Origin of the sequence: Streptomyces sp. NPDC029041, assembly GCF_040637515.1 — a bacterium.
In the GTDB taxonomy this organism is placed as follows: Bacteria; Actinomycetota; Actinomycetes; order Streptomycetales; family Streptomycetaceae; genus Streptomyces.
In genome coordinates this window covers 94519-116389 of record NZ_JBEZWO010000006.1, presented here as the reverse complement: position 1 = coordinate 116389, position 21871 = coordinate 94519, and the positions used below count along the sequence as shown (strand labels likewise).

Below are 21871 nucleotides of genomic sequence, written 5' to 3'. Positions count from 1 at the left end.
CGCGGAACCCAGCCGCTTGTGTCCACCAGATGAACAGGTCGACCAGCATATGGGACCACGGTTACGATCAGGACCCTCCTCCTCCGCTTGTACAGGAACCCTCATGACCGTCCCCAGCCCCACCGAGGCCGCAGAACCCGCCGATCCGGCCGCCGCCGGAACCGGCCCGGCGCCCGCTCGCCGCCGCACCTTCGGCCTCGCCGCCGCCACGGCCCTCGTCATGGGCAACATCATCGGCGGCGGCATCTTCGCCCTGCCCGCCACCGTCGCCCCGTACGGCACGATCAGCCTGCTCGCGTTCCTCGTGCTCTCGGTGGGAGCCGTCCTGCTCGCGCTGCTCTTCGGCAGGCTGGCGCGGCGCAGCCCGGTGACCGGCGGGCTGTACGTCTACCCCCGGGACGCCTTCGGTGAGTTCGCCGGATTCCTGTCGGCCTGGTCGTACTGGACCATGTGCTGGGTCAGCATCGCCGCCCTGGCCGTCGCGGTCGTCGGCTACGTCGAGGTCCTCGTACCCCTGCACGGCAACCACGCCCTGCAGGCCCTCGTCGCCCTGGCCGCCCTCTGGCTGCCGGCCGCGGCGAACTTCGCGGGTACGCGCTGGGTCGGCGCGGTACAGGTCGTCTCCACGGTCCTGAAGTTCGTACCGCTGCTCCTGCTGGCCACGATCGGCCTGTTCTTCGTCGACGCGGACAACTTCGGCCCGTTCAACGCCTCCGGCCAGAGCGTCTCCGGCGCACTGGCCGCCTCCGCCGCGCTGCTGCTGTACAGCTTCCTCGGGGTGGAGTCCGCCGCCGTCAGCGCGGGCGAGGTCCGCGACCCCGAGCGCACGGTCGGCCGGGCGAGCGTCCTCGGCACCCTGGCCTCCGCCCTCGTCTACGTCCTCGGCACCATCGCCGTCTTCGGCCTGGTCCCGCACGACCGGCTCGTCGACTCCGGCGCCCCCTTCGCCGACGCCGTCAACGCCCTCACCGGCAGTTCCTGGGGCGGCACCGCCATCGCGCTGGTCGCCGTCGCCTCGATCACCGGCTGCCTCAACGGCTGGATCCTCATGGCCGCCCAGATGCCGTACGCCGCCGCCCGCGACGGCCTCTTCCCGGCGCCCTTCGCACGCCTCGGCAAGGGCGGTGTCCCCGGCTTCGGGGTGTGGGCCTGCGCGGTCCTCGGCAGCCTCCTCATCGCCCTCAACTACACGGCAGGCCCGGACACCACCTTCCGCGTCCTCGTCCTGATCACCACCTTCACCGGCTGCGTGCCCTACCTGCTGTCGGCGGCGGCCCAGTTGTACTGGCTGGCCCGCGGCACCCGCGGCCGGGTCCGCCCCGCCGGCCTGGCCCGTGACCTGACCGTCGCCGTCCTCTCCTTCGGCTTCTCCTTCTGGCTGATCGCCGGCGCCGGGTACGCGGCCGTCTACCAGGGCGTGCTGTTCCTCTTCGCGGGGATCCCGGTGTACGTGTGGCTGCGGGGACGCAAGGACAGTGCCGCGGCGGAGGCATAGCATCGGGGAAGGCCCGAAGCCGTCGCAGCGCATGCCGAAGTACGTGAGGTCCCGCAAGTCACCGCCGCGGACGCGGTGTTCGAGCCGCTCACGCCCAACCCGGGGGCAGCGTCACGGGGCCGCGCCCGCCAGGGCGGCATCGCCTTCGGCGTGAAGTACGCGGTACTCCGACCCGGCACGGTGGCGGTGGGTGACGAGGTGGAGGTTGTGGCGTGGGGGGGGAGCCCGAACTGTGAGGCCGCAGCTCAGGCCGACGGATCGGGGTCGCCCCGGCGGATGGTCCGCACGGTGAGCACCGGATTGACGGTCCTGACGGGCAGCTGACGGATGCGTGTGCGGTAGTCGGTCTCCCAGTAGCCTCCGGCACGGATATGCCGATCTGGTGCAGCCCGCCGTCGGCACGGTCGACCGGACAGGGGCCGTTGCCGGCGAGCGCGGTGCCAGGGCCCCGGTTACGCACGTATTCCTCGGACGTCCAGTGCACGATCCACGCCAGTTCGTGCGGCTGGACGTCCGCGACGACCATGCGGTGGAAGGCCGTGCCGGCAGCAGACCCGACGGGGTGCCGGCGGTCCCACTCGGCCTGGACGATGCGCACCGCCGCTGCTCGCTCGATCAGCCGTGCAGCATGTCCCGAAGGCGTAGCAGCGGACGAGTCGTGTACGGCGTCCGACTCGTGCCGTTAACGGAAATGCGGTCAACGACTCGCCCCGTCAGACCCGTTGACCTCCTCGTGGCGCACCCTTACCTTTTCCGCGTTCGTAATGACAGATGATGTTCGAGATTTCAGACGGCGTGGTGTGTTCCCCCCACCCCATGAGAGGCAGGCCGCATGAGCCGCGACCCTGTTCTGCCCACATCCCCCAGCCGCAGACTGCTGCTGAAGGGCGCCGCGGCCGCCGGCGCCTTCGCCGCCGTCCCCGCCCTCCCCGGCGTCGCCCAGGCGGCGCCCCCGGCCGCCGCCACGGAAACCGCTGCCGAAACAACCGGCGGGCGCCCGAAGCCGGCCTCCTTCGTGAACCCGCTCGTCCGCAACCGTGCCGACCCGCACATCCACCGGCACACGGACGGCTTCTACTACTTCACCGCCACCGCACCCGAGTACGACCGCATCATCCTGCGACGCTCCCGCACCCTGGGCGGCCTCGGCACGGCGGACGAGTCCGTCATCTGGCGTGCCCACGCCACCGGCCCGATGGGCGCCCACATCTGGGCGCCCGAACTGCACCGCATCGGCGGTAAGTGGTACATCTACTTCGCCTCCGCACCCGCCGAGGACGTCTGGGCGATCCGCATCTGGGTGCTGGAGAACGCCCACGCCAACCCCTTCCAGGGCACCTGGGTGGAGAGGGGCCAGATCAAGACGGCGTGGGAGACCTTCTCCCTGGACGCCACCACCTTCACCCACCGGGGCAAGCGTTACCTCGCATGGGCCCAGCACGAGCCCGGGCTGGACAACAACACCGGCATCTTCCTGTCGGAGATGGCGAGCCCGTGGACCCTGACGGGCCCGCAGGTGCGGCTCTCCACCCCCGAGTACGACTGGGAGTGCATCGGCTACAAGGTCAACGAGGGCCCGTACGTCCTCAAGCGCAACGGCCGCCTCTTCATGACGTACTCGGCCAGCGCCACCGACTTCAACTACTGCATGGGTCTGCTGACCGCCGACGCCGACAGCCACCTCCTGGACCCCATGAGCTGGTCCAAGTCGCCGACCCCGGTCTTCACCAGCAACGACACGACCAAGCAGTACGGCCCGGGCCACAACTGCTTCACGGTCGCCGAGGACGGCCGCACCGACGTCCTCGTCTACCACGCCCGCCAGTACAAGGAGATCAACGGCGACCCGCTGAACGACCCCAACCGCCACACCCGCGTCCAGAGACTGGGCTGGAAGAGCGACGGCACCCCCGACTTCGGCATACCGGTCGCCGACACCGCACCGGCGGGTGAATGACATGAGACGTGCCTGCACCACCCTGCTCGCCCTGTGCCTCGGTCTGTTCGGCGCCCTCGCCACCGCCGGGCCCGCCCAGGCCGCGCCCCAGACGATCACCAACGGCACCCGGTTCACCGACACCGCGGGCAGCCCCGTCCACGCGCACGGCGGTGGAGTCCTCAAAGTCGGCAGTTACTACTACTGGTTCGGCGAGCACCGCAACGCCGACAACACCTTCCGGTACGTCGACGCCTACCGCTCGACCGACCTGAAGAACTGGGAGTTCCGCAACCACGTCCTGACCGAGGCGAGCGCACCCGAGCTCGCGACCGCCAACATCGAGCGGCCGAAGGTCATGTACAACGCCTCCAACGGCACGTTCGTGATGTGGATGCACAAGGAGAACGGCACCGACTACAGCGAGGCCCGCGCGGCCGTCGCCGTCTCCGACACCGTCGACGGCGACTACACCTGGAAGGGCAGTTTCCGGCCGCTCGGCCAGCACATGTCCCGTGACATCACGGTCTTCACCGACACCGACGGTGCCGGCTACATGATCTCCGCCGCACGCGAGAACTACGACCTGCAGATCTACCGCCTCACCGCCGACTACACCGGCGTCGCGAGCCTGGTCGCCAACCCCTGGCCCGGCGGCCACCGCGAGGCACCGGCGCTGTTCAAGCGGAACGGCGTGTACTTCATGCTGACCTCGGGTGCGACGGGCTGGAACCCCAACCAGCAGCAGTACGCCACGGCCACGAACATCGCCGGGCCCTGGTCCGCCATGAAGAACATCGGCGACTCGACGACGTACGGCTCGCAGACCGCGTACGTCCTGCCCGTGCAGGGCAGTTCGGGCACCTCGTACCTGTACATGGGTGACCGCTGGGGCAACTCCTTCGGCGGCACCGTCAACGACTCGCGGTACGTGTGGCTGCCGCTGACCTTCTCGGGCTCGACCACCATGGCCATGTCCTGGTCGCCGGAGGTCACGATCGACACGGCCGCCGGGACCGTCACCGGCACCGGCGCCACCTACAACACGCTGATCGCCCGCCACTCCTCCAAGTGCGCGGACGTCACGAGCCAGTCGCTGTGGGCGGGTGCCCAGATCAAGCAGTACGACTGCAACGGCGGCGCCAACCAGAAGTACTGGTTCAAGCCGCTCGGGAGCGGTTACTACCAGCTGATGGTCAGGAACAGCAGCCTGTGCGTGCAGGAGAACGCGAGCACGGTCACACAGGAGAACTGCACGTCCTCCGCGACGAGCCAGCAGTGGTCGCTGACCACCACAGGCTCGTACGTGAACGTCAAGTCCCGCGCGAGCGGCGAGTGCCTGGACGTGAACGGCGCCTCCACCGCGAACGGCGCCGCTCTCATCACGTACACGTGCAACAGCGGCACCAATCAGCAGTGGACACGCGGGACATGACGGCCGCTCGTCGTTGACGGCGTGCGCTTCCGGCCGTCCGGGCCACCGTCGGCCGGAAGCGCGTCAGGCTCCCGCTGTCGCTTCGTGCGGTGAATCAGGGATGACCGTTGAATCGATGTGGCTGAAAGGGCTTTCCCCAGTAGCCGGACGGAGATTCAGGGAATGCGGCCCAAGCCCTAGAAAGCGCTTGTTCCGAACGGTACGGTCGCCCTCCAGGTCGTGTCGTGACCGGGAGGAGCCTGGAGTGAGACGTTTCAGCACCGCCGTCGCGGCGGCGGTGGCCCTGGGTGCCGGGTTGTCGTCCGTGCCGGCCCACGCGGGCCAGGGGATCGGAGACCGGGGGCTCCGCCACTGCACCGCAGGCACCTGCCACTTCGACGTTCCACCGGGCACCTACGACGTACGGGTCACCCTCGGCGGCACGGAGGCGTCCAGCACGGCCATCAGCGGCGAGACCCGCCGCACCCTGCTTCCGGAGACGCCCGCACCGGCCGGCGAGCGGGTCACCCGCAGCTTCACCGTGAACGTCCGCACCCCCGAGGGCGAGCCCACCGGCCCCGAGGGGACCCCCGGCCTCGACCTGCGGATCGGCGGCTCCGCCCCGGCCCTCGCCGGCATCCGGGTCACCCGGGCCCCGCACACCCGCCAGATCCTCCTGATCGGCGACTCCACCGTCTGCGACCAGCCCGGCGATCCGTACTCCGGCTGGGGCCAGCAACTGCCCCAGTACCTCCGCCGGGGCGTGTCCGTCGCCAACTACGCCGATTCCGGGGAGAGTACGGTCTCGTATCTGGGGAACCCGCGGCTGTGGGCCACCGTACGGCCCCTGATCCGCCCCGGCGATCTGGTCCTGGTCCAGCTCGCCCACAACGACAAGACCACGGACGAGGCCACCTACCGGGCCAACCTGGAAACCCTGGTGGCGGGCGTCCGGGAGCAGGGCGGTCAGCCGGTCCTTGTCACTCCCATCGTGCGGCGCTGGTTCAGCCCCGACGGCACGCTGAACAACGGAACCGCGCTGCTGGTCAACGGCCTCGGTGTCGACCACCCGGCCGTCGTCCGTGCTGTCGCCGCGGCGCGGGACGTCCCGCTGATCGACCTCACGGCGAAGACCAAGGCGCTGGTGGAGTCCCTCGGCGTGGCAGGCTCCAAGGCGCTGTACCTCACCGACGAGGCGCGGGACAACACGCACACCTCCGTGCGCGGTGCGACGGCCTACGCGGGCCTCGTCCGCGACGAACTCGTCACCCGGCATCTGGTGCCGAAGGGCACGGTGCGGGTGGGATGAACCCCTGGGGCGTCCCGACCGGAACCGGGGCGCCCCAGGTCCGATCCGTATCCACCGGCCCGAGCACGAAAGACACCCGATGCAGCTGCCTCCCGCCGACCGCACGACGTCCCCGTTCACCGGCTACACCCGATCCCACTGGGAGGCGGCGGCCGACTCCCTGCTCGCCGCCGTCGAGCCGTACGCCTCCGAGGACCGCGCGCTCTACCACCTGCCCGGCGACCGGGCCAGCTGGACGGGCCGCCTCTCCGACGGTCTGGAGGGCTACGCCCGCACCCTGCTGCTCGCCGCCTTCCGCCGTGACGAAAAGGCCCTGGAGCGCTACGCGGCCGGCCTCGCCGCCGGCGTCTCGGGAGTCTGGCCCCGCATCGAGGACCGCCACCAGTCCCTGGTGGAGGCGGCGTCCATCGCCCTGGCCCTGCGCCTCACCCGGGACCTGCTCTGGGACCGCCTGGACGACGGTGTGCGCCGGCGGGCGGCCGCCTGGCTGTCCGACGCCCTCACGGCGGAGCCCTGGCCCTGCAACTGGGAGCTGTTCCCGGTCACCGTGGGGGGCTTCCTGGCCGAGATCGGACACGAGCCGGACGCCTCCCGCGCGGCGATCGACCGCGGCCTGGAACGCATCGAGCAGTGGTACGTCGGCGACGGCTGGTACACCGACGGCGACGGACGCAAGTACGACTACTACAACGGCTGGGCGATGCACCTCTACCCGGTGCTGCACGCCTGGCTGGAGCGTGACGAGCGACTGCTGGAGCTGTACGGCGACCGCCTCTTCCGGCACCTCGGCGACTACGCCCGCCTGTTCGGCGGCGACGGCGCCCCCATGCACCAGGGGCGTTCCCTGACGTACCGCTTCGCCACCACGGCCCCGCTGTGGCTCGGCGCGCTGACCGGCCGTACGCCGCTGCCGCCCGGCGAGACCCGGCGGCTGGCCTCGGGCGCGCTGAAGTACTTCCTGGACCGGGGCGCGGTGGACGACCGGGGCCTGCTCTCCCTCGGCTGGCACGGCTACGACGAGTCCGTGCTGCAGGGGTATTCGGGCCCGGCCTCGCCGTACTGGGCGAGCAAGGGCTTCCTCGGCCTGCTCCTGCCCGCCGACCACGAGGTGTGGACGGCACCGGAGGAGCCCGCCCCCGCCGAACGCGCGGACTTCGTCACCCCCGTCGGCCCTCCCAACTGGCTGCTCCAGTCCACCCGTTCCGACGGCGTGGTCCGTCTCCACAACCACGGCAGCGAGGACGTCCGCTACGACCCGTACTACACGCGGCTGGCGTACTCCACCGTGACGACCCCCGCGGACTCGTACGACAACAGCGTCCTCGTCGGCGGCGACCCGAGCCGTACGGGCATCGAGCCGCTCGGCGTGGGTGAGGGCTGGGCGGCGTCCCGGCACACGGGGGGCGGGGGAGCGCGGGTGACCAGTGCGGTGCTGGTGCGCGGGGCGTCGGAGGTGCGGGCGTACCTGATCTCGGGAGCGGAGCCCGGGACGGAGGTCCGTGTGACCGGCTGGGCCGCGCCGGACGGCACCCGGGCGGAACTGCTGCCCGCCGCCGGTCTCGACGCCGAGCTCACCGGCGTCACCACCGGACAATCCACCCTGTTCGTCGCCCTGGCCCGGCTCACCGCCGAGGCGGATCCGGTACCGCTGGCGGAAACGGTCGCGGTCACCGTTTCCGGGGCGGCGGAGCTGACGGTCCGCTGGAGTGACGGGTCCGAGGCGGAGGTCCGGCTGGACGGGTCGGGCGTGCACGTCGGCTGAGGTCGCCGCCCTTCCCCGATCCGCCGTGGTCCGCCGTCCTTCGGTCCGCGCCGAAGCGATCCCGGCCTAGCGTGACGCCATGACCGCAGATCCGCAGCAGACGCCGTCCGGCCGGGCCGCCACCGCCTTCGCAGCCCTTCACCATGCCGAGGAGCCCCTGCTCCTGCCCAACGCCTGGGATCACGCATCCGCCCGGGCCCTCGCAGGGCAGGGGTTCCGGGCGGTCGGGACGACGAGCCTGGGTGTCGCGGCGGCGGCCGGTCTGCCCGACGGGGCGGCGGCGACCCGCGAGGAGACGCTGCGGCTGGCCGTGACCCTGGGAGCCGAGCCGTTCCTGCTGTCCGTCGACGCGGAGGGCGGATGCAGTGACGACCCGGACGAGGTGGCCGAGTTCGCGCGGGAGCTGTACACGGCCGGAGCGGCCGGCATCAACCTGGAGGACGGTCTGGGACCGGCCGCCCGGCACGCGGCGAAGATCGCGGCGGTCAAGCGGGCCGCTCCCGGCCTGTTCGTCAACGCCCGCACCGACACCCACTGGCTGGGCGACGGCGACGGCACCCTCGCACGCCTCGACGCCTACCAACAGGCGGGTGCGGACGGGGTGTTCGTGCCCGGTCTCACCGACCCTCGGAGGATCGAGGCGCTGGTGCGCCGCCTGGCGGTGCCCCTCAACGTCCTCTACGCGCCTCAAGGCCCGTCCGTCGCCCGCCTCGCCGACGCCGGTGTACGCCGGATCAGTCTCGGCTCGCTGCTGTACCGGCGGGCACTGGGCGCGGCTCTGGAGGCCGCGGCCGGCATCCGCGCGGGCCGGCCGCCGACGGGCACCACACCGCCGTACGACGAGGTGGCGGGGCTCGCCGCGCCGGGCCGCACGCCCGGCAGCCGGACAGCCCCCCAGGGAGTGTCGTCATAGCGTCCCGCCCACGTCGGAGGCGATGCGAGGGGGGCGGCTTCTGGTAGAACCGGGCCGTGGCTCTTCGAAGCCAGTCCGAAGACACTTCGTCCGACAGCGGCCCGTCCGCTGCCCCGGATCACGCCCTGGAGCCCGACTTGTCCTTCCGTACAGCCGGCATCCGTCCCCTGTCCCTCCTCCTGGCGACTGTGGTTGTGACCTCGGCGCTCACCGGCTGCACACTGATGGATCTCGCCCGGGACTGCGAAGGGACCGACGCCGAGGTCGGGGAGATGGCAGCGCTCGACATCCTTGACTCCCGGCCCGACGAGGCCACCGTCGCCCGGGGCTTCGAGGAGATCGACGTCGGCTGCTGGTCCGACAGCGGCGACGTCATGGTGTACGCCGAGCGGACATACGCCTTCCCCGGCACACGGGCCGACGTGGCAGCGCACTACCGGACAGCAGCGCAACAGGACGGATGGAGCCCAGACCCCGAAGCCGCGCCCGGCGACCTGAGCTTCGTCAAGGAGACCATGAGTCTCCAGATCGTCTTCCTCACCGCCGAACTTCTCGCGGAAGAGGGCCACGGAAGCCGCCCCGACCTCAGCACCGGTGCCGGTTATTCGATCAGCGTCGGCTCGTACGAATAGCGGCACTGAGGCGGGCTGCCGAAAGTTCGGTGCCGAAGAGTCATGCCCGCATCAGTGGCGAGGCGAGGGTGAGGCGGCCTGGTATCGGCCGAATCTCCACTCGTCGTCCCACAGTTCAGGGCGGCGTGTCACCGCACCGTGCTCCACCACGCAAGGTCACTCGACGTCAGAGCCTAGGTGTCGAGCGCGGCGAGCAGCAGGGAGACGGCGGTCAGGTCGGGCGCGTCGCGCAGGCAGGTCGCGGCCTGCCGGCTCCCGAACTCGCGCTGCGCGGCCGTCACGGCCGGATCGACGGCCGTCGCGGCCTGCACATGGATGTAGTTCAGGGCCGTGGCGAAGAGCATCGAGAAGGACTCCGGGCCGGTCAGGACGGCTCGGCCGCCCGCCTCGCGGTAGGCGCGCGCCACGCGCCGTGCGGAGGCGATGTCCACGTCGTTGCCTCCGGACCAGACGTAGAGGGCGCGTGCGAACTCCCGCTCCGCCGCGACGGGACCGGCGTTGTCCCAGTCCAGGAGGACGGGCCCGTCCCGGCCGATCAGCACGTTCCGGGGCTGGAGGTCCAGGTGGGAGGTCACCAGGCCTTCGGGCGCCGACGGGGTCACCCAGTGGGCCAGTGCCGGCGCGGCCGTCGCGACGAACCGGTCCAGTTCGTCCGACCACGGCAGGCCGGCGTCCCGCACCTTCTGGACGACGTCCTCCCAGTCGCCGTCGGCGGGGCACCGCTCGTACCAGTCGTCCGGGGTGCCGACGGCTCCCTCACCGGCCCGGTGGAGCAGCGCCATGGTCCGGCCGAACCAGTCCAGGACGTCCGGGTCGCGGACGTCCGCCTCGACGCCGTCGATCCAGTCGTACAGCTTCACCCAGGACACGCCGCCCGGGGAGCCGAGGCGGGAGACGTGGGCGCCGTGCCGGTCGGGGTGCAGCCGGGGCGAGGCGATGCCCAGGTCCGCAGCGGAGTTCCGTAAGGAGGCCTCGCGGGCCACCTGGGCCTCGTCGCAGCCGAAGAGGAGTTCCTTCACGGCCCAGGAGCGGCCGTTCCCGGAGAGTTTCCAGATCTGGCCGAGGGCGCCGCGGGTGACGGGTGTCATGGTCCAGGGGCCGGTGCCGAGGGAGTGGAGGTCCGCTATGGCACCGGCCGTGTCATCGGATCGTGTGCGTTCACTCATCCGGAAGTCCCCTTTTCGCCCGGCCAGTTCAGGAGCAGTACGTGCAGGGCGTCGATCGCCCTGTCCCAGGAGACCTGTACGTCGCGGGGCGCGCCGAAGGCGCCGGTGGACTCCAGGGCGCAGTAGCCGTGAAAGGTGCTGCGCAGCAGGCGCACGGCGTCGGTGAGGTCCGGTTCCTCCAGGCCGTAGGCGCGCAGCATGCCGTACGTGACGTCGGCCGTCCGTCGCATCGCGGGGGAGTTCGCGACGAGTTCCGGGTCGATGCGGATCTGGGTCGCCGCGTACCGCCCGGGGTGTTCCAGGGCGTAGGCCCGGTAGGCGGTGGCGAAGGCGGCGAGCGTGTCCCGGCCGGTCTGCCGCCCCTCGACCGCCTCCGCGATCCGGTCGGTCATCTCGCCACCGGCGAGGAGGGCCATGCGGGTCCGCAGGTCCTTCAGGCTCCGGACGTGGGTGTACAGACTCGCGTCCTTCACCCCGAACCGGCGGGCGAGCGCGGACAGGGTGACGCCCTCGAGCCCGGCCTCGTCGGCGAGTTCCACCGCGGCCGCGACGAGTCGCTCGGGGGTGAGACCGGCTCTGGGCATGGGGTCGGGGGTCACCTCTCGAAGAGCGCCGTGCCGAGGGCGAGGCCCCTCGGACGCACCACGTGATCGTAGCCGCCGACGGGTGCGCGGAAGCGCCGGACCGCGTGGGTCACCGCAGGCCCTCCGCGCCGCCACGGCCGTCTCCTCGGGGGTCGCGCCGGGGACGGGAAGTCGGTTGTCGCGCACCATGGTGATCTCTCCGGGCGGAAACGTCCGGGCACGCGCGCAGGCGGCGGCCGCGGGTACGGAGCGGTTCGCGTCCGCGGCGCCGGGGGAGCGCCGCCGGAGAGGTCACTTCACGTTTGCCGAGACCACCCGTCCCGCCTTTCGGGCTCAGCCCGCCGGACGCATCTCGCGGTCACCGCACCGTCATAAGGTGACCGGGGGAGACGGGTGCGGGACACGGGGGAGGCACCATGACGCACGGGGCGGCGCGGCGCGAGGGCGAAAGCGGCGGTTTCGCGGAGACAGCCGACGACGGCTTACACCAGTCGCGCCCGCTGTGGCGGCAGCGCGACTTCGGGATCTTCTGGGCCGCCCAGACTCTCTCCGTGCTCGGCGACTCCTTCGCACTGATCGCCCTGCCCCTCCTGGTTCTCGAGGCCACGGGATCCGTCGCCCGGATGGGTCTGCTGACCGCGGTGGGAGGGGGCGCGGCGGTCGTGGCGGCGGTGTTCGCCGGGGCGGTCGTGGACCGCGTGGACCGGCGCCGCCTGCTCATCGCCTGCGACCTGCTGCGCATGGGGCTGTACGGGGCCGTCCCGCTGGTGTGGCTGTTCGGCCCGCAGATCTGGCTGCTGTACGTGGTGCTGCCGTTGTGCGAGGCCGTCGGCATGCTGTTCGCGGTCGGCTACGTCACGGTCGTGCGCGGCCTCGTCGGCACCGAGCGGCTCACCGAGGCCAACGGCCGGCTCAACGCCACCGCCGCCGCCGCGGGTGTCCTCGGGCCGCTCTGCGCGGGGCTGGTCGCCGCGTGGTCCGGCCCGGCCGCGGCCGTCGGTGTGGACGCGGCCAGCTTCGGGGTGTCGGCGACGTGCCTGTGCTTTGTACGGTTCCGCCGCCGCACTCCGGACGAACAGCCGGGCGGGCGCACCGGACTGTGGCAGGACCTGCGCACCGGCATCGCCTTCCTGCGCGGCCACCCCGTGCTGCGCTCGCTCACCGTCCTGCTGTTCGTCTTCAGCTTCCTCACCCTCGGCATCCACGACCTGGTCATCTATCACCTCAAGCACGACCTCGGGCACGACGACGGAACCGTCGGCACCGTCATGGCGGCCGGCGCGCTCGGCACCATCACCGGCGCCCTGCTCGTGGCCAGGATCCGCCGCCGCCTCGGCTTCGGGCCGACGTGGACCGGCTCGGTCGCGGGCTGCGGCGTCGCCTTCGCCGGTCTCGGCTGGGCCCGTGAGGTGCCGGTCGTCGCGGCCCTGAGCGCCGCCTTCCTCGCCTGCGCCGCCGTGGGAGGCACCTGCTCAATGTCACTCCGTCAGGAGGTGACCCCGGAACACCTCCTGGGCCGGGTGACCTCCGCGTTCTGGACCCTGCACTACGCGGCGGCACCGATCGGTGCCGCCGTGCTGACCTGGGCCGCGGAGGAACAGGGCACGACGCCGGTCGCCCTGGCCGCCGGAGGGGCCTGCGTCCTGCTCGCCGTGGCGGCCCTGTTCACCCCGGTCCGCGGCGCGGGCCGGACCGTCAGCCGTTGATCCCGCTGTAGTGCCGCAGACTCCACCGCCACACCAGCCGCGCCGCCAGATACGCCAGCAGCCCGAGCAGCGGGGAGGCCGCCGCGAGCCAGTACGGGACTCCTGTCGCGTGGCCGTGGCCCGTCAGGACCGCCGCCGGGAAGTAGGCGACGAACGCGAGCGGAAGGCCGAAGGTGAGGAACCCGCCCACCGCCCTCGGCAGGACGTTCAGCGGGTAGCTGCCGAAGGTGCCGAGGAGTTCCTCCAGCCAGCGGCCCCACATGTCGGCGGCCGGGAACCGCAGGGACGCGCTCGCCACCACCGTGAACAGGGCGGCTTCCAGCAGCATGCCGCCGAGCACGGCCGCGACCAGGTACGTGACCCGGCCGGCCGTCCAGTCCAGGTTGCTGCGGGAGAGCGCGCCCACCATCAGGCCCGCCGCCACCGTCAGGTCCCCGATGGCGTTGGTCGGGAAGAACGCCAGCTGGATCTGCCGGTGGACCGGCATGGGGCGCATCAGGTAGATGTCGATCCGCCCTTCCTGGATCTGCCGTCCGGCCCAGTGCACGCGGCCGAGGAACAGCACGAACAGCCCGTGCGCCAGCATCCGCGTCGCCGGGATCAGCAGCACGTCGGAGCTGTCCCAGCCGCCCATCCCGGCGAACCGGGACAGCAGCACCGTCGCGAACACGATCACCGACACCTGCCAGATCGCCCCGATCGCGATCATCAGCAGGAACTCGGTGCGGTACTCCAGCTGCGCGCGGAAGTTGAGCGCCGTCACGCGCCACACGATCCGCAGTGCCTTGAGCGACATCTCAGCCTCCCTGCGAGATCACGCGCCGGGCGGCCCGCCGCCACAGCAACCGGGTGAACAACGCCAGCACCACGACCCACGCGGCCTGCACGGAGAGCTGGAACGCCGCGTCCGACAGCGGAATGCGCCCCACGTACAGCGACAGCGGCACGCTCAGCGTCGCCTGGAAGGGGAGGAACGCGCTCATCGTCACGAACCAGTCCGGGAAGAACCACAGCGGCGCGTACACCCCGGACAGCAGGTTCTGCGCGAACAGCAGGATGAGCATGGCCGCGGTGTTGCGGACCGTCCAGAAGCACAACTGGTCCAGCACCAGCATCACGTAGTACAGGACCCACTGGCCCAGCAGCATGCTGAGCAGGAACACTCCCGCAGCGGCGGGTGAGACGGGCGGCTCGACGACGCCCGCGGCCAGGCAGATCACGTAGCCCGTCGACGCCCAGGCCAGCCCGTACAGTTGCTCCCCCGCGGCCCGCAGGGCGTAGTAGCGCTGCGGCGGCAGCGGGCGCAGGTACCAGTAGACGATGGTGCCGAAGTGCATGTGCTGCAGGACCGTGTCCCGGCCCGCGTACTGGTCCAGCTCCCGCAGCCGGGAGGCCAGTACGGCCAGTACGGCGTACGTGACGGCCTGGTCGCGGCTCAGTCCCGCCGTCGTGCCGGACTGCGCGTACAGGCCCCTCCACAGCGACCAGACCAGCACCACCTGCACGGCCAGCCGGAGGGCGACGGCGGTCATCCGGGGCGGTGCGTTCAGCTCGCCGAGCGGGGTGACCCGGGCGGCGCGCCAGGCGGGGAGCACGGCCACGTCAGACCTCCCCGGCGTGCGCGTACGCGGCCCGCATCACGTCCTCGAGGTCCGCCTCGTCCAGGGCGATGTCCGTCACCTCGAACCGCTCGATCACCGCTTTCAGCGCCTGCTGGACGGTGGGGGCGTCCGGCCCGTCGGGGCCGAGGACGATCTGCGCGCCGGTGTGCCGCAGCAGCGTGGTGCCCGGCGGCGGGACGACCTCGGCGTGCGGATCGGCCAGCGTGGCCCGCACCTGCCACGTGGAGCCGAACTTACGGCGGATCTCGTCGAGTGAGCCGTCCAGCATCAGCCGGCCGTGGTTGACCAGCACCACCCGCTCGGCGAGCCGCTCGACCTCCGTCATGTCGTGCGTGGTCAGCAGCACCGTACGCCCGCGCTGTTCCACCTGGTGCCGCAGGAACTCCCGCACCTGCTCCTTCACCACCACGTCCATGCCGATGGTCGGCTCGTCGAGGAACACCACCGGCGGGTCGTGCAGCAGCGCGGCGGCCAGATCGCTGCGCACCCGCTGGCCGAGCGAGAGATGGCGGACCCGGGTGTCCCAGAACGACGACAGCTCCAGGATCTCGTCGAACTCCGCCAGGCGCGCGGCGTGTTCGGCCCTGGGGACCTCGTAGATGTCCCGCAGGATGGCGAACGACTCGCGCACCGGCAGATCCCACCACAGCTGGGTGCGCTGCCCGAACACGGCGCCCACGTTGCGGGCGTTGCGCTCGCGCTCCCGGTACGGCACCACGCCCGCGACCCGGGCCTCGCCAGACGTGGGCGTGAGGATGCCGGTGAGGATCTTGATGGTGGTGGACTTGCCGGCGCCGTTCGGTCCGAGCAGGGCGAGGAGTTCGCCGGCCGCCACGTCGAAGGTGATGTCGGAGACCGCGTGCTTGGCCACCCGCTCGGGGTTGACCAGGGAACGGACGGCGCCCGCGAACCCGGGGCGGCGGACGGTGGTGTGGAAGGTACGGGACAGCCCGCGGACCTCGATGGCGACACTCAACTGACCCACCAGCTTCCTTGCGGTGAACACAGCGGCGGCCGGTCGGCGCGAGGGCCGACCGGCCGCGGATGACACTCCGACACTCTCGGAATGTCGATCAATCGGTCAATCGATTAATCGGTTTCTTACCTGGTGGTCGAGAACACGAACGAGAACTCCGCCGGCTCCGCCTTCAGGAAGTACTGCGGCAGCGGACCCGGACCGCAGGACTGCGAGCCGATGCCGTGCAGCCCGTGGTCGAGGTTGACCCACACCGTGTCCCCGGCCGTGAGGTCGCAGCGGTGCCGGGCGGCGTCGAGCTGCTCGGTCGTCCAGCGCCGCGCGGTGAACCAGAACTCCGGGTCCCCCTCGATCCGCAGACCGCCGAGCTCCACCCAGCGCACATCGGCACGGGCGCCGTTCTCCTGAGGACGGACGTACGGCGTCTGCAGCCCGTCCACCGTCGACTGCCAGCGGCCCACCATGGACGCGGTCCCGGTGTCCGGGTAGGCCTCGCCGGGACCGCCGCCGAACCACTCCACCCGGTCCGCCTGCGGCAGTCCGAAGCGCACGCCGAGCCGGGGCAGCGGCACCGTCCAGTCGCCCTCCGGCGTCACGGACACGCTCAGCCGCAGCCGCTCGCCGTCGGACGTCCAGCGGTACACCGTGTCCAGACCCACCTCGCGGGCGGCGGGCGCCACCCGGGTCCGCACCGTCAGCGCGTCGTCACCCGCCTCGACCGAGACCAGGCGGTGCCGCATCCGGTGCAGGCCGAGCGTGCGCCACAGCAACCCGTAGCGGGTGTCGGTCTGCCACTCGGCGCCGTCGTCGTTGTCGGTCGTCGCCCGCCACACGTCCAGCCGCGGGGTCGCACCGACCTCCACCCCGCCGATCGACAGCAGCGCACCGGTACGGGCGTCGAACCCGGCCGGGCCGAGCGTGATCCGGTCGCCGTCGCGCACGGGCCGGTCGGTCGCGGGGAACGACGGCAGCGGCCGCGCCCCCACGGCGAACTGGCCCCACGCCACCACGTGCCCCTTCGCGGCCCAGGACGTGTCGTCCGCGAGCAGGGCCCGCACCGTCCACTGCCGCTCGCCGCCCCGGCCGTCCGCGGGCGGTTCCGGCAGCTTCACCTCGGCGCTCTCGCCCGGCGCGAGCGCCGGCACCGCGAGCGAACCCGACTCGACGGTCTCGCCGTCCACCTGGCAGGACCACTCGAAGGCCAGCGCGGACAGGTCGGCGAAGTCGTGCTTGTTGGTGACCCGGACGGTGCCGTTGGTGCCGTCGCCCTCGATCAGGACCGGCTCGATGACCTTCTTGTACTCGATCAGGCCCGGCGACGGGGTCCGGTCGGGGAAGATCAGCCCGTCGCACACGAAGTTGCCGTCGTGCAGCTCCTCGCCGAAGTCACCGCCGTAGGCGTAGCCCAGCTCGGCGTGCTCGATGCCGTGGTCGATCCACTCCCAGATGAATCCGCCCTGGAGCCGCTCGTGCTTCTCGAACAGCTCCTGGTAGTCGGCCAGGCCGCCGGGGCCGTTGCCCATGGCGTGGCCGTACTCGCACTGGATGAAGGGCAGTTCGCGGCGCTTGTGGGTACCGCCGTCGAGCCGCTGCCCGATCTTGGCCACCTCCTCGTGGGAGGCGTACATCCGCGAGTAGACGTCCGTGTCGCGGCAGTTCCAGTCGCCCTCGTAGTGGACCAGCCGCTCGGGGTCGCGGCCGTGGATCCACTCCGCCATGGCGGTGAGCCCGCGGCCGGTGCCGGCCTCGTTGCCCAGCGACCAGAACACGATCGACGGGTGGTTCTTGTCCCGCTCGACCATGCGCGCGGCGCGGTCCAGCAGCGCCGGGGTCCAGCGCTCGTCGTCGACCGGGTTGTCCCGCCAGTCCTGCTCGACGAAGCCGTGGGTCTCCAGGTCGCACTCGTCGATGACCCACAGGCCGTACTCGTCGCACAGGTCCAGGAAGGCCGGGTGCGGCGGGTAGTGCGAGGTGCGCACGGCGTTGAGGTTGTGCCGCTTCATCAGCAGTACGTCCTCGCGCATGGTCTCCAGGTCGAGTGCGCGGCCGTGCCGGGGGTGCCACTCGTGCCGGTTGACGCCCCGGAACAGGATCGCCCTGCCGTTGACCTTGACGAGCCCGTCCTCGAGGACGACGGTACGGAAACCGATCCGCAGCGGCACCCGCTCCCCGTCCGTGACCAGCACACCGTCGTACAGCCGCGGGGTCTCGGCGGTCCACGGCTCGACGGCGACCGTGACCGGCTCGCCGGTGGCGACATCGATGTCCAGGGCGGGGACGGTCACCCGCCCCTCGACGTCGGAGTCGACGCGCAGGGTGCCCTCGCCGGTGGTGTGGTCGTAGGAGGCGTGCACGAAGAAGTCGCCCGCGCTGCCCGCCGGGCGGTGCAGCAGCGTCACGTCACGGAAGATGCCCGGCAGCCACCACTGGTCCTGGTCCTCCAGGTACGACCCCGCCGACCACTGGTGCACGCGTACGGCGAGCACGTTGCGGCCGGGCTTCAGCAGCTCACCGACCGTGAACTCGTGCGCGAGCCGGGAGCCCTTGAACTCGCCGAGCTCCGTGCCGTTCAGCCAGACGCGGGCGCACGACTCGACTCCGTCGAAGCGCAGCACCGCCCCGCCGTCCGAGGGCCAGTCGGCCGGCAGGTCGAAGACGCGCAGGTGGTCACCGGTCGGGTTCTCCGTCGGGACATGCGGCGGGTCCACCGGGAAGGGGTAGAGGTGATTGGTGTAGATGGGGGAGCCGAACGCCCCGTCGCCCTGGAGAACCCAGTGCCCGGGGACCGTGACCTCGGCCCAGTTCCCGGCGTCGTAGCCCTCTTCGGCGAACGAGTCGTCCTCGGCGTCGGCGGTGGCCGACACCCGCAGGCGCCAGTTGCCGTTCAGCGACAGGGACCGCGCGTCGGAGGACGCGTACCAGGCGCGGGGCGGCAGGGCGCCGCTGCCCGGGGAGACGTCCTCGACGTAATCGACGGATGGGGTCGTGCGGTAAGACATCGGTCTCCTAGCTCAGCCCTTGATGCCGGTCTGTGCGATCCCCTGCACCAGCCAGCGCTGGAGGAAGAGGAAGACGAAGACCAGGGGCAGGATGGATACGGCCGTGGCCATGAAGATCATGTGGAACACGACGGTCTGGTTGGTCATGTAACTGGAGAGCGCGACCTGCACCGTCCAGGAACCGGGGTCCTGGCCGATGACCAGAGGCCACAGGAAGGCGTTCCAGCCGTTGATGAAGGTGATGGTCGCCATCGCGGCGAAGAAGTTGAGCGAGTTCGGTACTACGACGCGCCAGTATGCGCCGAAGTATCCCAGCCCGTCCATGCGTGCCGCCTCTTCCAGCTCCTTGGGGAACCCCAGGAAGTACTGCCGGAACAGGAAGCAGGTGAAACCGCTGAACAGCCCGGGAATGATCAGTCCCCGGTAGGTGTCGACCCAGCCGAGCGAGGAGACCAGCACGAAGCTCGGGACGAAGGTGACCGCGGTCGGGACCATGAGGGTCCCCAGGACGGCGTAGAAGACCTTGTTGGCGTGCTTGTAGGGGATGCGGGCCAGGCCGTAGCCGGCGAGGGAGCACACCAGCAGGACGCCGACGGTGTGCAGGGTGGCCACGACCGCCGAGTTCCACAGGGACTGGGCGAAGGGGACCGTCTCGTCGGTGAAGAGCTCGCTGATGTTGCCCCACTGGATGTCCGTGGGGAAGAACTTCCAGTTCTCTCCGGTGATCTCGGCGTCCGTGGAGAGGGCGTTGCGCACCAGGATGTAGAACGGGACCAGGAACAGGAAGGCGGCGACGCCGGTGGCGACGTAGAGCCCGGTGGAGCTCATCACGCCGCCGGAGCGCCTGACCCGGCTGGGCGCGTCCGGCGCCGGTGCGGCCTTGCGCACCTTGGTCATGGTGGTGGTCACTTGGACTCGTCACCCCTTCCGAAGCCCATGATCTTGCCCTGGAGCAGGGTCACGGCACAGATCAGCACGGTCAGGATGAGCGCCCCCGCGCTGCCGGCGCCGTAGTCCTGGCTCTCTCCCAGGGCCTTGTAGTACAGCTCGACGAGGGGCGGGCGTCCCCAGGTGGTCTTGGACAGCAGGGTGAAGAACTCGTCGAAGGCCTGGTAGGCGGCGATGAGCAGCAGCAGGATCACCGCGGTGGACGTGGCGCGCAGCTGGGGCAGGGTGATGTACCGGAAGGTCTGCCAGCCCGACTTGGCGCCGTCGATGGCGGCGGCCTCGTAGAGCTCGTCCGGGATGTTCTGGAGCGCCGCGATGAACAGGATCATGTAGAAGCCGGACTGCAGCCACAGCCGGGCGGTCACGATGACCAGCCAGTACCAGGGCGGGTTGGGGTCGATCAGCCAGGCGATGTTCTCGATCCCGAACCAGCTCAGGACCGTGTTCATCAGGCCGAAGCGGACCCCGCTGAAGATGGACATCTTCCAGATGAGCGCGGCGGCGACGTAGCTGACCGCGGTGGGCAGGAAGAAGACCGAGCGGAAGAACGCCCGCATGAAGCGCATCCGGTTCACCAGCAGGGCCAGGCCCAGCGACAGCGCCCAGGTGGTGGGCACGATGAACGCGGCGAAGACGGTGAAGGTGCCGAGCGAGCCGACGAAGTCGTCGTTCGTCAGCATGTAGACGTAGTTGTCGAAGCCGACGAACTTGTCCGGCGTGACGGTGAAGCGGGCCTCGAAGAAGCTCAGCCAGAGGCTCCAGAGGATCGGCGCGTAGACGAAGATCGCCAGACCGATCAGGAACGGCCCGGTGAAGAGCCAGAAGGCGAGGGTGGGGCCGCCCCGCAGGCCCCGCCGCGGCTTGGCCGGTGAGGCCTTCGCCGGGGCGGAGCCCGCGAGGGCGGGCTCGGTGGTCGTCGACATGTCGTGATCCGTCCCGCGGCCTATCCGAACAGCTTCTTGAGCTCGCGGTTGACGGCCACGTCGGCCTTGTCGAGAGCCTGCTCCGGGTCCATGCTCTTGCGGACGGAGTTGGCGAAGACGTCCTCCAGGGCGGTGATCATCGCCTGGGTCCACCCGATGTTGTCGAAGTGGCCGAACTCGTTGAAGAGCCTGACGCCCTCGGCGGCGTTGCCCGACTTGAGCTTGTCGGCCGTCTTGGCGAGCGAGGTGCGCGGCGGGATGTGGAAGCCGTAGGAGGTGGCCCAGTCCTCCTGGTACTGCTTCTGGTCGATCCACAGCCACTTCACGTACTCCTTGGCCGCGTCCACGTTCTTGCCCTTGGCGTTGACGAACATCGACCAGCCGCCGTTGTAGACGGACTGCTTGCCGGAGTCGACGGTCTTCGGGAAGGGGAAGACGCCCCAGTCGTCGCCGAGCGCTTCCTGGATCGCGGGCATGGCCCACATGCCGCAGAACTGGATGGCGCACAGGCCCTGGTTGAACGAGGACGGGTCCCATGACTCGGTCGGGGCGCCGAGGAGAAGGTCGCCGCTGGTGAACAGCTTGCGCATCTTCTTGATGCCCTCGACGACGCCGGGGGTGTGGTAGGCGATCTCGTTCTTCTCGTTGAGGGTGTCCGCGCCGGCCGACCAGATCATCGGGTTGATGACATTGTGCAGGTCGTTGCCCATGTACAGGCCCTTGACCTTGCCGGTGGTGAGCTTGGCGGCGGCCTCCATCAGCTCGTCGAGCGTGGTCGGCACCTCGACCTTGGCCTTCTCCAGCATCGACTTGCGGTAGAAGAAGAACTGCGGGTCGTCGATCATCCGGACGCCGTATATCTTGCCGTCGACCGTGTGCGACTTGATGTCGGCCGGGTTGAAGTCGTCCTTGACCGGGTCGATGATGTCGGTCAGGTCCGCCACCTGGCCGCTCTTCACCATCTGGATCTGCGGGTGGAACTCGAACAGGTCCGGCGCGTCCTTGGTGAGCAGGGCCGAGAAGAGCTTGCTCTCGAAGTCGGAGCTGGTGATCCACTGCGTGGTCACGTTGGCATTCTTGTACGCCTTCGCGTACTTCTTGATGGCCTGCTCGGTGCCCGCCTCGCCGTACGCGTGGAACATCTGCGTCAGGTTGGTGCCCGAACCGGAGCCGCCGCCCCGGCCGTTGTTGCCGCCGCACGCGGCCAGCCCGCCCGCGGCGGCCAGGCCCATCGCGGCCCGCAGTACGTTCCGGCGGTCCCAGTTCATGTTGCTCGATGCCGACATGCTGACGTCCTTGTCTCGAGTGCGGCTGCGGCTCTGCGGCTCACTGCCTGATGGCTCACGGCCCGAAGGCTCGCGCCAGATGGCTCAAAGAGAGGTGCGGTGCGGGACGCTAGAGCTTCGGCTAAGGCTTCGGCAAGGGGTTGGACGAAGTCTGTACGAAGCGTTGTGTCCCGTTCGCGATTTCGAACACGCGGGGAGGG

The 21871-nt window shown here is 70.6% G+C and carries 17 protein-coding genes and 2 pseudogenes; 9 read left to right on the top strand and 10 right to left on the bottom strand.

Features of this window, described 5'->3' with window-relative positions:
• Window positions 1-103 precede the first annotated feature (103 nt).
• Entirely contained in the window at window positions 104-1495 is a 1392-nt protein-coding gene (locus tag AB0F04_RS16685; protein WP_362042159.1) for an amino acid permease, read from the top strand.
• 120 nt (window positions 1496-1615) lie between these two features.
• A pseudogene (locus tag AB0F04_RS16680) lies at window positions 1616-1714 on the top strand (MOSC domain-containing protein); the annotation flags it as partial.
• 145 nt (window positions 1715-1859) lie between these two features.
• On the opposite strand, the pseudogene AB0F04_RS16675 reads toward AB0F04_RS16680, so the two are convergent.
• Window positions 1860-2093 (bottom strand): annotated as a pseudogene (locus AB0F04_RS16675) (YrhB domain-containing protein); the annotation flags it as partial.
• A gap of 234 nt (window positions 2094-2327) precedes the next feature.
• On the opposite strand from AB0F04_RS16675, the gene AB0F04_RS16670 reads away from it, so the two are divergent.
• The 6 genes from AB0F04_RS16670 to AB0F04_RS16645 all read left to right on the top strand — a co-directional run bounded on the left by AB0F04_RS16670 (window position 2328) and on the right by AB0F04_RS16645 (window position 9461).
• Complete coding sequence (locus AB0F04_RS16670; RefSeq protein WP_362042157.1) at window positions 2328-3452, top strand: glycoside hydrolase family 43 protein; 1125 nt, start codon at window positions 2328-2330, stop codon at window positions 3450-3452.
• Between the two features lies 1 nt (window position 3453).
• On the top strand, window positions 3454-4866 hold the full coding sequence (locus AB0F04_RS16665) for an RICIN domain-containing protein (RefSeq protein WP_362042155.1): 1413 nt from the start codon (window positions 3454-3456) through the stop codon (window positions 4864-4866).
• A 244-nt stretch (window positions 4867-5110) separates the two neighbouring features.
• Entirely contained in the window at window positions 5111-6154 is a 1044-nt protein-coding gene (locus AB0F04_RS16660) for a rhamnogalacturonan acetylesterase (RefSeq protein ID WP_362042153.1), read from the top strand.
• 79 nt (window positions 6155-6233) lie between these two features.
• Window positions 6234-7916 carry a DUF2264 domain-containing protein gene (locus AB0F04_RS16655; RefSeq protein ID WP_362042151.1) on the top strand — a complete coding sequence of 561 codons (1683 nt, stop codon included), beginning with the start codon at window positions 6234-6236 and terminating at the stop codon, window positions 7914-7916.
• A 79-nt stretch (window positions 7917-7995) separates the two neighbouring features.
• Window positions 7996-8829 carry an isocitrate lyase/phosphoenolpyruvate mutase family protein gene (locus AB0F04_RS16650; RefSeq protein WP_362042149.1) on the top strand — a complete coding sequence of 278 codons (834 nt, stop codon included), beginning with the start codon at window positions 7996-7998 and terminating at the stop codon, window positions 8827-8829.
• Between the two features lie 137 nt (window positions 8830-8966).
• On the top strand, window positions 8967-9461 hold the full coding sequence (locus AB0F04_RS16645; RefSeq protein WP_362042147.1) for a hypothetical protein: 495 nt from the start codon (window positions 8967-8969) through the stop codon (window positions 9459-9461).
• 173 nt (window positions 9462-9634) lie between these two features.
• Here the strand turns inward: AB0F04_RS16645 and AB0F04_RS16640 are convergent, their stop codons facing one another.
• Complete coding sequence (locus tag AB0F04_RS16640; RefSeq protein WP_362042145.1) at window positions 9635-10627, bottom strand: aminoglycoside phosphotransferase family protein; 993 nt, start codon at window positions 10625-10627, stop codon at window positions 9635-9637.
• Window positions 10624-11211, bottom strand: coding sequence for a WHG domain-containing protein (locus tag AB0F04_RS16635; RefSeq protein ID WP_362042143.1), 588 nt, complete (start codon window positions 11209-11211; stop codon window positions 10624-10626). The genes AB0F04_RS16640 and AB0F04_RS16635 overlap by 4 nt, the downstream gene beginning before the upstream one ends.
• A 416-nt stretch (window positions 11212-11627) precedes the next feature.
• On the opposite strand from AB0F04_RS16635, the gene AB0F04_RS16630 reads away from it, so the two are divergent.
• On the top strand, window positions 11628-12917 hold the full coding sequence (locus AB0F04_RS16630) for an MFS transporter (protein ID WP_362042141.1): 1290 nt from the start codon (window positions 11628-11630) through the stop codon (window positions 12915-12917).
• On the opposite strand, the gene AB0F04_RS16625 is transcribed toward AB0F04_RS16630, so the two are convergent.
• The 7 genes from AB0F04_RS16625 to AB0F04_RS16595 form a co-directional block, all read right to left on the bottom strand.
• Window positions 12907-13713 (bottom strand): ABC-2 family transporter protein, encoded by an 807-nt coding sequence (locus AB0F04_RS16625; RefSeq protein ID WP_362042139.1) that lies wholly within the window; start codon window positions 13711-13713, stop codon window positions 12907-12909. The two genes, AB0F04_RS16630 and AB0F04_RS16625, sit on opposite strands and share 11 nt — an antisense overlap.
• Before the next feature lies 1 nt (window position 13714).
• Window positions 13715-14518: an ABC-2 family transporter protein gene (locus tag AB0F04_RS16620; protein WP_362042137.1), complete on the bottom strand. Its 804-nt coding sequence runs from the start codon at window positions 14516-14518 to the stop codon at window positions 13715-13717.
• Window position 14519: 1 nt separating this feature from the next.
• On the bottom strand, window positions 14520-15515 hold the full coding sequence (locus tag AB0F04_RS16615) for an ATP-binding cassette domain-containing protein (RefSeq protein ID WP_362042799.1): 996 nt from the start codon (window positions 15513-15515) through the stop codon (window positions 14520-14522).
• Window positions 15516-15640: 125 nt separating this feature from the next.
• Window positions 15641-18514 carry a glycoside hydrolase family 2 TIM barrel-domain containing protein gene (locus tag AB0F04_RS16610; RefSeq protein ID WP_362042135.1) on the bottom strand — a complete coding sequence of 958 codons (2874 nt, stop codon included), beginning with the start codon at window positions 18512-18514 and terminating at the stop codon, window positions 15641-15643.
• A gap of 12 nt (window positions 18515-18526) precedes the next feature.
• Window positions 18527-19411, bottom strand: coding sequence for a carbohydrate ABC transporter permease (locus tag AB0F04_RS16605; RefSeq protein ID WP_362042797.1), 885 nt, complete (start codon window positions 19409-19411; stop codon window positions 18527-18529).
• Between the two features lie 8 nt (window positions 19412-19419).
• Window positions 19420-20385, bottom strand: coding sequence for a sugar ABC transporter permease (locus AB0F04_RS16600; RefSeq protein ID WP_362042133.1), 966 nt, complete (start codon window positions 20383-20385; stop codon window positions 19420-19422).
• 20 nt (window positions 20386-20405) lie between these two features.
• Entirely contained in the window at window positions 20406-21671 is a 1266-nt protein-coding gene (locus AB0F04_RS16595; protein ID WP_362042131.1) for a sugar ABC transporter substrate-binding protein, read from the bottom strand.
• Window positions 21672-21871: the final 200 nt, after the last annotated feature.